Source organism: Bacillus sp. B1-WWTP-T-0.5-Post-4, assembly GCF_009183795.1.
Taxonomy (GTDB): Bacteria; Bacillota; Bacilli; order Bacillales; family Bacillaceae_G; genus Bacillus_A; species Bacillus_A cereus.
Genome location: NZ_WEIJ01000012.1, coordinates 50,166 through 62,925, shown reverse-complemented (window position 1 = coordinate 62,925; position 12,760 = coordinate 50,166). Strand labels below are relative to the sequence as shown.

Sequence of the window (12,760 nt, the reverse complement as noted above, 5' to 3'; positions counted from 1 at the left end):
ATTATACACATGGCTCTTTTTTGAATGGATCAAATAGTGATATTCCCTTACTTCTCCTTAATGCTGCTCCCCATTCTAATCCAACCTCTAAAAATAAATTTCGCACTGTACTGTATAAAAGTGCCCCAATGTCTTTACGAATTTCCCCATATTTATATGCTCTTACAACACTTTTCACGCGCCAAATTAAATTTCCATACACTTCTTCCTCAGCTAATATTTGCTCTAGTAAAACACCTTGTTCTAGTAACCCGCTCTTTTTATATGCAAGCTCGACCTTACTCCAAAATGTATTAATTTTCTTCGGATTACTCGTCATCGGCAGAAGTGCGTATATAAAAGGCTTCGGTATATCGTGGCGGCAATACGTCTCATCAAGCTCGTACGTTCCTTTTCTTTTCTCTTTTATTTGTAGAATGTTTTTAGAAAGAATTGTTTCCCCAGCGCTTTTTTGCTCATTTTTACTACAGCCAGTTGCATTATTCTCAGTTTTACAACCGGACATTTGCATACGGTCATCCATGCGGTCAATCGCAGATGTAAGAAATACATATAAGTTCGCACTATACCCGCCGCGCTTATGTCTCTCTTTTGTTGCAACACGCTTTATAATTCCTAGTTCCTCTAACTTTGCAATTGAGCGGCGTACTGTACGAATACTCTTTCCAACATTCGTCGCAATCGTCTCCATTAACGGACAAGCAACTCCCACTGTTTTCTGTTTCTCATTCACCGCATATTTCCCTAAAAAATGAATGATGGTAGCATCCGTTTTATTCAATTGAAATCGATAGCAATTCAAAACTTGTTTTTGGTATGTATTAAACTCTTCTTTACTTCGAAATTCACTATATGGTTTCATTAAATTATATAAGCTTCCCATTTATATCACCTCATTTATAAGTAAGAGGCAGGAAGTGAAATTGGCGTGATAGTTAATATTTTTTTAATGGAGATGAAAATATGATCGTAATTAGCGCTTGTTTAGGTGGTATCGCTTGCCGTTATGACGGGAATGACAATCTTGTTTCAAAAATAGAGGAGCTTCTGCAAAAAGAAGATACAGTCCTCATTTGTCCCGAAGTATTAGGGGGATTACCAACACCTCGCCCCTCAGCTGAAATTATTGGCGGGAATGGCGACGACGTTTTAGACGGAAAAGCGAAAGTGATGACAAAAGATGGTAAAGATGTCACAGAAGCTTTCGTAAATGGTGCTTATAAAGCATTAGAACAAATTAAAGATTTACACCCAGAATATATTATTTTAAAAGAACGCAGCCCATCTTGTGGTAGTTCTACGATTTACACTGGAGAATTTAACGGTAATAAGCAAACTGGTTTCGGAGTGACAACTGCTTTATTTAAAAGACACGGATTTAAAGTCATTTCAGAAGAAGAATTTGAAAACAAAAAAAGGAATTGACCCTGTTCGTCAATTCCTTTTTATCTGTCTTATTTCACATTTAGTTTTTCTTTCACTTTCGCTGGAAGCTCGTCTTTTTTCACTTCTTCCCAAGCTGTTACACCCTTTTTATCTGAGTGGTATACGCGTAGGAATGCTTCTTTACGAAGATTTTTTTGAGCTGTGAATTCTAATTCTTTCTCTTTACCGTCTTTATCAAAGCCAATCAGCTTATATTCATAATCTTTAAATTTCTGCCCATTACTAGCTTTACTATCAAATTCTTTTCCATCTACTGTAATTTGAACATAATACTCATCTTTACCCATACGGTTTAAATCACAACCAACTAACAAACTTGCAAATACAACTAAAATACTAAATAGTGCAATGTATCTTTTCATTTCCTTCACCTCATATGTTTTTTCTTATATTCTTATCTTAAAGCCCGGAGCTTAAAGAAGAAATTCAAAAACATGACATGAACATTACACTTTTGTAAGATAATAATTATTTCTTCACTTTAGAAATTGTCATTCCATTAAGCTTCTGTATAACGTTTTTGTTTCTCACGCTCATCAGCTACACTACCGCCAATAACGTCTTTCACGCCAATTTCGCCACTTATCACGTAATTTCCTTATACCGTTTATTACGCCTTCTATTATGCATTCCATTATAATATTTATCACAAGGTATCTTATACATCTAAAAATAGAACCTATAACATACCTCAATACAAATTCAAAAACATCTTCCAGCATATATCCCCCTCTTTCTATCCTTCCATTATAACTAGAAAAAGAGAACTTAAAGCTCAAATAAATGATAAAGAAATTAGAAGTCAATAGATGAAAAAGGATTTCTAAATGATGAATTGAATATATATTTATTGTTCTCTAACTTTTGAACGAAAGTTTTTTACATATGTTTCATTCTGTCCTAATTTAAAGTTTTCGAGAGGAGAAATGATATGAACTCTATTTTATTAGATGTTCCGTTACAAATAGAAACAGACAGACTCATTCTTCGAGCACCACTTCAAGCTGGTGAAGGGGATATAGTACAACAAGCTATTAAAGATTCCATTAATGAATTAAAGCAATGGTTGTCTTTATTTCAGTCCATTCCTACTGTTGAAGAAACGGAAATTCTTCTGAGAAATGCACATATAGATTTTTTGAAAAGAGAAAGCTTTCGCTATCTTATCTATCATAAAGAGACGAATGATTTTGTTGGAACAGCTAGCCTTCATCGAATTGATTGGAAGGTTTCTAAATGTGAAATTGGATACTGGATTAACACGCAATTTAGTGGCAGTGGATATATGACAGAAACAGTAAGTGCGTTAACAAACCTTGGATTTCAGTTATTCAAATTTAGAAGGATTGAAATACGATGTGAATGTAATAACACGAAAAGTCGTGCACTCCCTGAAAAACTAGGCTTTGAACTTGAAGGGATATTACGTAATGAAGATTTTTCAGCTGACGGCAAACAACTAACTGATACTTGCATCTATGCAAAAATAAAGTGAAATATTGATTAGCCTTGGTAATCGGGCTTTTACGGCAAAAGAAAAGACCTTTCTAACGATTTTATTCTATCGCTAAAAAGGCCTTTTCTATTTCGGCTAAAAACTTAGCACTCTTCTGGCTTACCAGCATTCGATGCTGTACGGAAAGATGATCCACATCCGCATGATGCGATTGCGTTTGGATTGTCGATTGTAAATCCGCCGCCAAGCATAGATTGTTTATAGTCAATTTTTACTCCTTTAACAATTGGAGCACTTTCTGTATCGATAACAAATTCAACACCGAAAAACTCAAGAACTGTGTCGTCTTCTTTTGGTTCTACTTCAAACCCTAAGCCGTAAGAAAGACCGCTACATCCGCCGCCGTGTACAGCAAGGCGCACATACTTCTCTCCATCTTCAGCATCTTTTAACATATCTTTAATTTGAAAAGCTGCTTGTTCTGTTACTTCAATCATGAAATACACCTTCCTTTCTGTTCTTAGTCCATTATACATCTTTACGCTTCTATCTTGTACTCATACACTCCGCGGCAAATTACTTCCGCAGGTCCTTTCATCAACACGTTTCCTTCTTCAGTCCACGCAATCATTAAATCGCCACCAGCTAAATGGACTGTAATTTCCTTACCACGTTCCATCTTTCCATTTAAAATAGCAGCTACAACTGCAGCGCACGCCCCTGTTCCGCAAGCTTGCGTTACACCAGACCCACGTTCCCAAACGCGGAAGTTCATCTCGTCATCATTCAAAATTTCGATAAACTCAACATTTACTCGCTCTGGAAACATTTCATGTGTCTCGAGGACTGGTCCAAGTGTTGTAAGAGGTGCTTTTTCTACATCATCAACAAAAATAACCGCATGTGGATTTCCCATTGAAACAGCTGTAAATGCATAACGATGATTATTGTATAAGAAGTTTTCACGAATAAATGGTGTTTCACCTTCACCAAGCATCGGTATTTCTGCACGTGTTAGACGCGGTGCTCCCATATCGATTTTCGCTAATGTCACGACACCATCTTCTACTGTTACTTCAGCCGTTACAATACCAGCCAACGTTTCAATTGTAAAAACTGTTTCTTCTACTAGTTTATGCTCATACGCATATTTCGCTACGCAGCGTAAACCGTTACCACAGCTCTTTCCTTCAGAACCATCATTATTAAACATGCGCATTTTCACCGGAGCTACGTCTGAAGGGCAAATTAAAATCATCCCGTCTGCTCCAATACCAGTATTAATATTTGAAACCTTTTCCGCCACAAGGGCTAAATCTTCTTCAGGAATTTGCTCTTCAAACATATTTACATATATATAACTATTGCCAAGACCATGCATTTTTGTAAAAGAAAATTGGCTCATTTATATTCACTCCAAAAATAATTTGTTATGTTAAGTATAAAATGCATGCTTTTAGAACACAATATGAATGTCCCCCGTTTCTCATATTTGACAACGTTTGGCGATGAGCCACTCTTACACAATTTGTGTAAGAAAAAAGCCCTTCTAAAAAGGGCCTTTTTTTATTTATTCCACTATTTTCGATTGGGGAGAGCTAATAATTAGTATTAGCCCTTCCCAATCGAAATCACATTTTATCTAATAAAAAAGGTGCTGCTAATTCGCAACACCTTAAAACATTGGATTTTCATCCAAATACTCATATACATTATTAACAAGCTCTTCTACTGTTGCACCTTGTACAACTTCACCATTTACAAGTGCAAACGGTCCTTCAAAACAAATACCACAATATCCTAGACAACCATACTCCATTACATCTAAATTCGGATCTTTTTCTAATTTTTCTAGAGCTGCTTGTGAACCACTTGCAAGGTTACCTACACAAAATTCAATTAATGGTTTAATCAAAATTCTCCCCCCTGTACTACAAAACAAATTACCTTTTCACTTTATCTATAAGAAGAAAACTAAGCTGTTTCTTGTTGTTTTCGTTACACAGTCTAAACTATTTAGTTACTTCATTATTTCACTTCAAAGTAGATGACTTCTTCTATATAACATGCTACTTCCAATGAAATAGTAACTACAAAGGAAAAACAGTTTATTTTACTTTTCTTCTTATTGTACAACAGAGTATTCATTCATGCATTGTTATTTGTTCACAAATTCGATATAATTTGATTGAGTAAAGTCAAAATATTTTATTAATATAAAATTTTATGATTAGGGGATATTTCAACAGAAAAGGGGTAATCCATCATGAAACACCTCGTAATACTAGGTGGCGGCTACGGTGGAATGAGAATTCTGCAAAGGCTACTTCCAAGCAACCAACTTCCAGATGATGTACAAGTGACATTAATCGACAAAGTACCATATCATTGCTTCAAAACTGAATATTATGCATTAGTTGCGGGTACTATTTCAGAAACGCATATTCGTATACCGTTTCCTGAACACCCACGCCTCAATATTCAATACGGCACAGTAACAAATATTGACCTCGAAGAAAAAGCTGTTCATCTCGATGGCGGCGAAGCAATCCAATATGATGACTTAATTATCGGACTTGGCTGTGAAGATAAATATCATAACGTTCCTGGGGCTAGGGAATATACACATAGTCTACAATCAATTGAACAAACACGTAAAACATATGAACAATTAAATAGTCTAGAACCAAATGCAACAGTAGCTGTTGTTGGTGCTGGCTTAAGTGGCGTTGAAGTAGCAAGTGAACTTCGTGAAAGCCGTTCTGATTTAAAAATCTATTTATTTGATCGAAAAGATAGAATTTTATTCCCATATCCAGAGAAATTAAGTAGATATGTAGAAGAATGGTTTGTAAAGCATAAAGTTAACATTATACGAAACTCTAACATTACAAAAGTAGAACCAAATATTGTGTACAACCACGATGAACCACTTGAATGTGATGCAATCGTCTGGACAGCTGGTATTCAAGCAAATGAAGTTGTTCGAAACCTTCCAGTTGAACAAGATGGTAGCGGACGGGTTGTCTTAACGAAATATCACAATATTCCAAACAATGAGCACGTTTACGTTGTAGGAGATTGCGCAGCACTTCCACATGCACCATCTGCCCAACTTGCTGAAGGTCAAGGAGAACAAATTGTCCAAATATTATTAAAACGTTGGAATAATGAACCACTCCCGGATGAACTACCTGTTATTAAATTAAAAGGTGTTCTAGGATCTCTTGGTAAGAAGCATGGATTCGGTTTACTCGCAAACCAACCATTAATGGGACGTGTACCGAGATTATTAAAATCTGGTCTTCTTTGGATGTACAAATATCATAAAGGTTAATACTTTACAGGCTGTCTACTATGTAGGCAGCCTCTTTGCATCAGTTTTTAAAAATTATCAGACACATCTTTCTCAATATTTATAATGATTTATTTTTCATTTTTATATTAAAAAATATTGATAAACATTGTATGCTATTTGTAAGTTGTTTTATTATTTCCTTGAAGACCGAATTCATTCGGTCTTATTTTTTATGTGATAAATACTTTTGTAGGAGGCATTACATTCCACTTATGAACTTATCGAAACTAAACAATCGAATAGAAGCGAAAAAGAAAGAGTTAATCTATCTCGTTGAACGATACGGATTGACTCATGATAAAGTGATTTCTTTCAGCCAAGAATTAGATCGTTTACTTAACTTATTAATAAAACTCAAGACGAAGAAAAAACGTTGCTCTTTATAACCGTTATCTTCTCTTTTTTGATACGATATAACTAAAATCAGAAAGGAGCGATTTATGTTTACATTAAAAAACGTTATATATAAAGATATACTATACATTCCTTATTTACAGATTCAAAAAGAAAAGATTACTTGCATTATCGGTGAAAGCGGAAGCGGAAAAAGCACGTTGCTTCGCATGTTAAACGATTTACAATCTCCAACATCCGGCACAATTGAATATAACGGAAAATTAATTTCTGATTATCACCCTATTCAATTACGTCGTGACGTAGTTATGCTTGGGCAAACTCCACCTATTTTTGATGGAACCGTTAAAGACAACCTATTAATGGGACTTCGTCTTTCTGAAAAACCATTTCCAAATGATGATGCCCTGCGGAGTGCATTACAAACCGTTAGCTTAGACAAGCAATTAGAAAATAGCGCCTCCTCACTATCTGGCGGTGAAAAACAAAGACTTGCCTTTGCACGTATCGTACTTATGGATCCGCCTGTCTATTTATTAGATGAACCTACTTCAGCATTAGACAGTGATACAGAACGCCGCGTTATGAAACAATTTACTGAACTAGCACGAAAAAAGAAAAAAACAATTATCTTCATCACACACTCACAACAACTTCCAGAAGAAATTGCAGACGACATTATTGAGATTAGTAAAGCAAACGGTGCAACTAGAAAGGAAGTGCTCTCTGTTGAAGGGCGTTATTGAACTCCAAATTTGGCAACTTGCAGCTGCCTATATTTTCATTCTTATTTTAATTGGACTTGTAAAATTAAAAGGAATACCTCGCGAAAAACAAATCGCGCTCGCAACATTCCGTATGACGATTCAGCTCGTACTTGTTGCATATGTCCTTACATACGTATTTGAAAACAGTAATCCATTTTATACAATTGCTCTCATTACTTCTATTACTACCTTTGCAATTTTTAATATTTATAAACGAGTTAACATCCCAATGTCTAAAGAATTAAAACGAGTAGCCGCCCTTTCCATGGTCGCCGGATCAATTGGGCCACTTCTACTATTTATCTTTGTTATTATCGGACATGATCCGTGGTATGCTCCGCAATATATCGTCCCTATTACAGGAATGTTAGTTGGGAATGCCATGACTGGTGTTTCTCTCGGCGCAAATACGTTCTTAAACAATATGAAATCGCAAAGAGGTCAAATTGAAGGTGCACTTATGCTCGGCGCAACACCGAAAGAAGCAGCTGCTCCGCTCATTCGAGACGCTTTCGACTCTGCTATTTTACCAACAATTAATTCTATGGTCGGAATGGGAATTATAAGCTTACCAGGCATGATGACTGGTCAAATATTATCCGGTGTATCACCATTCACAGCCATTCAATATCAAATCGCCATCATACTCGGTATTTCTGGAAGTACTGCCTTTTCTGTCATTATCTTTTTACAGCTTGGATATAAAACGTTCTTTAATAAGCGATGTCAATTGAAAGAAATTGACTATGGTGCACGGTGAATCGTGCGTAGTTCACGATGAATGAAATTATATTAACGATTTTTTCAATATATCTATCATAACTTGCAATATATCAACGATTTTTCAAATATATCTATCATAACTCAGAATATATCAACGATTTTGTACGAAATATCGATTTACCGACAAAAAGTGACATAATAAAAAGAGGAGGCTATTCGCCTCCTCTTCTATTTACTTACGCCTTCTTAACGAACTGTGATTTTAACTTCATAGCTCCGAAGCCGTCAATTTTGCAATCGATATCGTGATCGCCATCAACTAGACGGATACTCTTTACTTTCGTACCGATCTTCACAACTGAAGAAGTTCCTTTTACTTTTAAATCTTTAATAACAGTAACAGCATCGCCGTCTTGAAGAACGTTTCCGTTCGCATCTTTTACAACTTTTGCACCATCATTATTTTCAGCTTCTGCGTCTTGGCCCCACTCATGAGCACATTCTGGACATACGAAAAGAACGCCATCCTCATACGTATATTCTGAATTACATTTTGGACAATTTGGTAAAGTAGCCATAAATTCATTTCCTCCGTTCATTATTTATACGTAAAAATCAAAGTTGATGTTTACATCTCGATAAATAAAATTTGTATAGCATTTCTTTATAGTGCCATAGTCTCACGTTATTGACAAGCCTACCTCAAATTCTCATTTTTTATTGTATTTTACAAAATTTCAATTTGTATGCCGTTTTTCTATTTGCTCTTCTACTAATTTTAAAAATCTTCGTTGTGCATTTTTATTTTTTACAAGCAATCGAACTCTTAGCTTACTTTGTAAATATGAGCGAACTTTGTAGTTCGTAATAAATAACTTTCGATACTTTTCGTCTTCATATATCATTCGAAACCATTCATACTGCTGCAAGTAACGTATGTTAGCATCAATCTTTTTCGTGTGTAAACCCGTACTTAAACTAATCGATCCTATTAGAGCTTCTATTACTGCTGAAATTATTTCTCTCCCCCTAATAAACAAAAGAAGAACCTTCACAAGATTCTTCTTTTCAAAATGAACGAGTTCCCTCTAGAAACCCCAATTATTTTCTTCAATGTAAATTTGATATTCTTCTACTTCTTCTTCACTTAACTTCTTATTATTTTCATATACCTCTTGCCACTCGAAATCATCTTCATCGAAATAAACAGCAAATTTAATTTTCACGTTTTTCTTCTCTGTATAATCATAACCAGTAAACTCTACTACGTCATAATCTTGTTCTTTCTTCACAAACTTCCAAGTTGGATTATCAGTCATAATCTCTAAAGTAACCCCTTCGCCACTTGAACGAACAACGTTTTTAATATTCGGCTCAGTTGGTAAAAAGGACAGCCCGAACGCAGCTAATCCATACACAATCCCGACTATAATCTGTAAACCAATCATACCAGCAATACTCACGCCGCCCTTTGATTGTAAGAAATACGCCTTCTCATGATCAGACGCATCTTCTCCCTTACGAAAAACACGAACAGCCTGCTTATAATATAAACGGTTTCCTTGCCATCCAGTAAATATCATCATTCCTAATTGAAGAGCTAAACTAAATGTTACATAAATCCCATCTGGAATATCTATAAAAGGGGGTATAACTATACTAGGTATAGCCAATAACGCAAATATAATAAATAACTTATACATTTTACGATAAGCTAACCAAAAAGTTGGGAAGAAAAAGGCTACCCAATTCCATGTATTCCCTTGCGCTGGATTTTCTACTTTACCCCACTTAAAGTCATAATAAGCTGTATTCTTTTGAACAACTTTATGTAATTCTTGTGGAGAAATCGTTTCTTGTAAAACCGTGTCCTTCACGTACATCATCCTTTTCTTATTTCTATATACATTTATTGTATATGGACAAAATGAAGGAATCTAACAAAAAGTACACATATTTCATAAAAGTGAACGGAAATCGAATATATTCCGACAATTATCCGTTTCTTATTTCATTTTACTTTTAAATATATTAGAATACTTATGAATGATACGTTTAATACACTAAGTTAATCATTTTGTATATTTGATAATAAAAATGTTTCACATGAAACTATTTATATTTTGTATTACCTTGCCTCTACACAATGCGTATAAAGCCCTTTCTACTTACTACAAAATACGAAAGACGCCCTTTTCAAAAAGGGGCCTTTTTATGGTTGAAAATTCAATAATAAATAAAACGAATTATTTAATAAATGAATCCCAATTGGAACGAGTAAATTCTTTGTTTTCTTATATGTGTATGCTAAACATATACCCATACCCAAAATATATAAAATACTACCTACTGTAAGGGGATGGCCAAAACTAAATATGAAAGCACTTATAACGGCACTAGTAAGTGTAGAGAAGCGCTGAGATAATTTCATAAAAAACATACCTCGAAATACAATTTCCTCCCAAATAGGCGCAAAAATTGTGAGCACAACTACGTATAGAATGATTTCACTTGTAGTAGGTTCTATTACTATATTAGATTCATCCACACCAAGCCCATGTGGTAAAACTACATTTAATACCGCAAGATACATAAGCATTACAATCGTTGTCATTACTATCGTTACATAATGTTTAAAATTATTGAATTGTAATGATTTTATTAAATGTAAGCAGCAATTTCTTGCCGGTGCATACATTACGATAATCATACAAAACGTGAAAGATGGAATAAGATGATCTACATACCATGGGTATAAGGAAGAATCATATAAAAGGTTCAAAAAACCAATTCCATGCATGACCCCAAAAATAATTACTAGAATGCTAATTACTTGGCGCATACTCATTTGTTCATTCTTTTCTTCATATGTAACTAATTCTATATTCATCCTATCTCCCCAGTATAATTAAACCTTTTTAACCACTATATACCAAATAAAACATAAGAAAAGACAATACACCCCACTGTATTGTCCATTTTCTTCCCTACCATTTCTCTCTACACGTCTCAATTAAATGCAGTAAATACCTCTTCGTCATATCTGCTCTTCTCCACCTTGAGAGCATTCGCTTTTCTTTTGGATTGTGCCGTATTCTCGCTACTTCTTTTAATAAGAGCTCCCACTCTTCCGCTGAACGTTCTGACAAGTATTGCAATCCTCTATCTTTTGAAACGATTGTTTTATGATCTAGTGTATATAAAATACGTCCCATCGTAACGACAGCTGATTCTACCCACTCTTCTATAAAAAATAAATATGGCTTCTTCGCCTTTTCACTCCAGTACTGTTCTACGTTATATTTCATTGTATTTACTACATCATTCCATTTTATTTGCAGCGGAAGATCTTCTGCTTCTTTTCCTGTAACTGTAATGCCTTGATTTTTCAACGTCCACCATGTGACCGCATTAATGTCCCAATGACCAACATTAGCTTTACCATCTGCACAATACACGTACTCGTTCATTTCATCATTGTATTTCCCTAAGTCAGCAAGCGGAATATACATACCGTCCATTCTTTTACCTAGCGTATTATCACTAAGTTTATTATGTAGTTCCACAAGCTGCTGTTTTTCAGCTTCATTCACGGAATCATTTATCACTGTAACAAAATCAACATCGCTCGTTTCCTTATGAAATGCACCTAGTGCGATGGATCCGTAAATATATACCCCGACTATTTTTTCATCCAAAAAAATTTCTTTTAATTCTACTGTGTACCGCTCCATTAACTTTTGTACTTCCGTTGGTAACCCATGCTTCACTCCATTTTTCATATCTATCCCTCCAATAAAAAAGCCTTTGCAAATTCGCAAAGACTTCTTGTTTTATAAATATTTCTCGATTTCTTCGTAAACATCCTTCAAACGAGGATTTCCTTCTCCAACAATTTCTCCATTTACAAGAACGACCGGATAAAATAAATCTTCTTCCACTACGCGCTCTGCGAATGCTTTTTTATCTTCATCTTCTTGTTCTTCTTGGAAATCAATATACTCGAAATTAAATTTATTTTCTTGTCCTTCATATTTACGACCAATTGCCGCTTGTAACCATTCAAACGTTTCTGTTGAAGATGGCATTCCGACGCAGCTCGCACAAATTACTTTCGTCCCATACACTTGCACATTAACCATTTCTTCTCCCCCACTTCTTGTTCCAACAGTATATTCAGATGTCTTATTACATAAGCACATCATTTTACAAACTTATTCCATACCCCTATACTGAAAAAACACGATACAATATTTCGACAATAAAACAAGAAGAGAAAAAATAGATTTTCCCCTCTATCTTGATTATAATAAAACTGATGAAAGGAGTCGATAAAAATGGAAAACCCACATATGCAAGAACAAGTATTAGAAGTATTAGATAAATTACGTCCATTCTTACTTCGCGATGGCGGAGACGTTGAATTAGTAGACATTGAAGAAGGTATCGTAAAATTACGCCTTATGGGTGCTTGCGGAAGCTGCCCAAGTTCTACAATCACACTAAAAGCTGGTATCGAGCGCGCGTTACTTGAAGAAGTACCAGGCGTTATCGAAGTAGAACAAGTATTTTAATTAAAAGCGGAAGCGGCTCGTTCAGAACAGGAGGTCATTGGAGCTCCTGACGAAGAGGCGCTTTTTGCCTCACAGGAAGGCG

General features: G+C 35.3%; 18 protein-coding genes and 1 pseudogene. 7 read left to right on the top strand and 12 right to left on the bottom strand.

Annotation, left to right across the window (positions count from 1 at the left end):
• Position 1: 1 nt before the first annotated feature.
• On the bottom strand, positions 2-883 hold the full coding sequence (locus GBN91_RS24950; protein WP_098272304.1) for a helix-turn-helix domain-containing protein: 882 nt from the start codon (positions 881-883) through the stop codon (positions 2-4).
• A gap of 80 nt (positions 884-963) precedes the next feature.
• Between GBN91_RS24950 and GBN91_RS24945 the strand changes: the two genes are divergently transcribed.
• Positions 964-1,425 (top strand): 2-thiouracil desulfurase family protein, encoded by a 462-nt coding sequence (locus GBN91_RS24945; protein ID WP_152122593.1) that lies wholly within the window; start codon positions 964-966, stop codon positions 1,423-1,425.
• A 29-nt stretch (positions 1,426-1,454) separates the two neighbouring features.
• On the opposite strand, the gene GBN91_RS24940 is transcribed toward GBN91_RS24945, so the two are convergent.
• Positions 1,455-1,808 carry a YxeA family protein gene (locus tag GBN91_RS24940; RefSeq protein WP_152122591.1) on the bottom strand — a complete coding sequence of 118 codons (354 nt, stop codon included), beginning with the start codon at positions 1,806-1,808 and terminating at the stop codon, positions 1,455-1,457.
• Positions 1,809-1,951: 143 nt separating this feature from the next.
• Positions 1,952-2,020, bottom strand: a pseudogene (locus tag GBN91_RS29350) (methyltransferase); the annotation flags it as partial.
• A gap of 357 nt (positions 2,021-2,377) precedes the next feature.
• Here GBN91_RS29350 and GBN91_RS24930 point away from each other — a divergent pair.
• Positions 2,378-2,941 carry a GNAT family N-acetyltransferase gene (locus GBN91_RS24930; RefSeq protein WP_001084691.1) on the top strand — a complete coding sequence of 188 codons (564 nt, stop codon included), beginning with the start codon at positions 2,378-2,380 and terminating at the stop codon, positions 2,939-2,941.
• Positions 2,942-3,045: 104 nt separating this feature from the next.
• On the opposite strand, the gene GBN91_RS24925 is transcribed toward GBN91_RS24930, so the two are convergent.
• From GBN91_RS24925 to GBN91_RS24915, 3 genes are all read right to left on the bottom strand, one after another.
• A complete protein-coding gene (locus tag GBN91_RS24925) occupies positions 3,046-3,399 on the bottom strand; it encodes a HesB/IscA family protein (RefSeq protein WP_000573825.1) in 354 nt (117 codons plus the stop codon).
• Positions 3,400-3,440: 41 nt separating this feature from the next.
• Entirely contained in the window at positions 3,441-4,307 is an 867-nt protein-coding gene (dapF, locus tag GBN91_RS24920; protein WP_000077396.1) for a diaminopimelate epimerase, read from the bottom strand.
• A 270-nt stretch (positions 4,308-4,577) separates the two neighbouring features.
• Positions 4,578-4,817, bottom strand: coding sequence for a YuzB family protein (locus GBN91_RS24915; RefSeq protein WP_000595026.1), 240 nt, complete (start codon positions 4,815-4,817; stop codon positions 4,578-4,580).
• Positions 4,818-5,168: 351 nt separating this feature from the next.
• On the opposite strand from GBN91_RS24915, the gene GBN91_RS24910 reads away from it, so the two are divergent.
• From GBN91_RS24910 to GBN91_RS24895, 4 genes are all read left to right on the top strand, one after another.
• The gene (locus tag GBN91_RS24910) at positions 5,169-6,239 is read left to right on the top strand and encodes an NAD(P)/FAD-dependent oxidoreductase (protein WP_000682079.1); all 1,071 of its coding nucleotides are present in this window, start codon (positions 5,169-5,171) and stop codon (positions 6,237-6,239) included.
• Between the two features lie 233 nt (positions 6,240-6,472).
• Positions 6,473-6,646, top strand: coding sequence for an aspartyl-phosphate phosphatase Spo0E family protein (locus GBN91_RS24905; RefSeq protein WP_001054091.1), 174 nt, complete (start codon positions 6,473-6,475; stop codon positions 6,644-6,646).
• A 54-nt stretch (positions 6,647-6,700) separates the two neighbouring features.
• Entirely contained in the window at positions 6,701-7,360 is a 660-nt protein-coding gene (locus GBN91_RS24900; RefSeq protein ID WP_070179541.1) for an ABC transporter ATP-binding protein, read from the top strand.
• The gene (locus GBN91_RS24895) at positions 7,344-8,141 is read left to right on the top strand and encodes an ABC transporter permease (protein WP_152122589.1); all 798 of its coding nucleotides are present in this window, start codon (positions 7,344-7,346) and stop codon (positions 8,139-8,141) included. The genes GBN91_RS24900 and GBN91_RS24895 overlap by 17 nt, the downstream gene beginning before the upstream one ends.
• Positions 8,142-8,340: 199 nt before the next feature.
• Here the strand turns inward: GBN91_RS24895 and phnA are convergent, their stop codons facing one another.
• From phnA to GBN91_RS24865, 6 genes are all read right to left on the bottom strand, one after another.
• The gene (gene phnA, locus GBN91_RS24890) at positions 8,341-8,682 is read right to left on the bottom strand and encodes an alkylphosphonate utilization operon protein PhnA (protein ID WP_000212735.1); all 342 of its coding nucleotides are present in this window, start codon (positions 8,680-8,682) and stop codon (positions 8,341-8,343) included.
• Between the two features lie 159 nt (positions 8,683-8,841).
• On the bottom strand, positions 8,842-9,123 hold the full coding sequence (locus GBN91_RS24885) for a hypothetical protein (RefSeq protein ID WP_048534699.1): 282 nt from the start codon (positions 9,121-9,123) through the stop codon (positions 8,842-8,844).
• 69 nt (positions 9,124-9,192) lie between these two features.
• Positions 9,193-9,990, bottom strand: coding sequence for a DUF2628 domain-containing protein (locus GBN91_RS24880; RefSeq protein WP_152122587.1), 798 nt, complete (start codon positions 9,988-9,990; stop codon positions 9,193-9,195).
• Positions 9,991-10,316: 326 nt separating this feature from the next.
• Positions 10,317-10,994 (bottom strand): CPBP family intramembrane glutamic endopeptidase, encoded by a 678-nt coding sequence (locus GBN91_RS24875; protein ID WP_070180637.1) that lies wholly within the window; start codon positions 10,992-10,994, stop codon positions 10,317-10,319.
• Positions 10,995-11,091: 97 nt separating this feature from the next.
• Positions 11,092-11,886: a nucleotidyltransferase domain-containing protein gene (locus GBN91_RS24870; protein WP_152122585.1), complete on the bottom strand. Its 795-nt coding sequence runs from the start codon at positions 11,884-11,886 to the stop codon at positions 11,092-11,094.
• A gap of 51 nt (positions 11,887-11,937) precedes the next feature.
• Positions 11,938-12,246, bottom strand: coding sequence for a YuzD family protein (locus tag GBN91_RS24865; RefSeq protein ID WP_000248590.1), 309 nt, complete (start codon positions 12,244-12,246; stop codon positions 11,938-11,940).
• A gap of 195 nt (positions 12,247-12,441) precedes the next feature.
• On the opposite strand from GBN91_RS24865, the gene GBN91_RS24860 reads away from it, so the two are divergent.
• On the top strand, positions 12,442-12,678 hold the full coding sequence (locus GBN91_RS24860) for a NifU family protein (protein ID WP_000431159.1): 237 nt from the start codon (positions 12,442-12,444) through the stop codon (positions 12,676-12,678).
• The last annotated feature ends 82 nt before the right edge of the window (positions 12,679-12,760 follow it).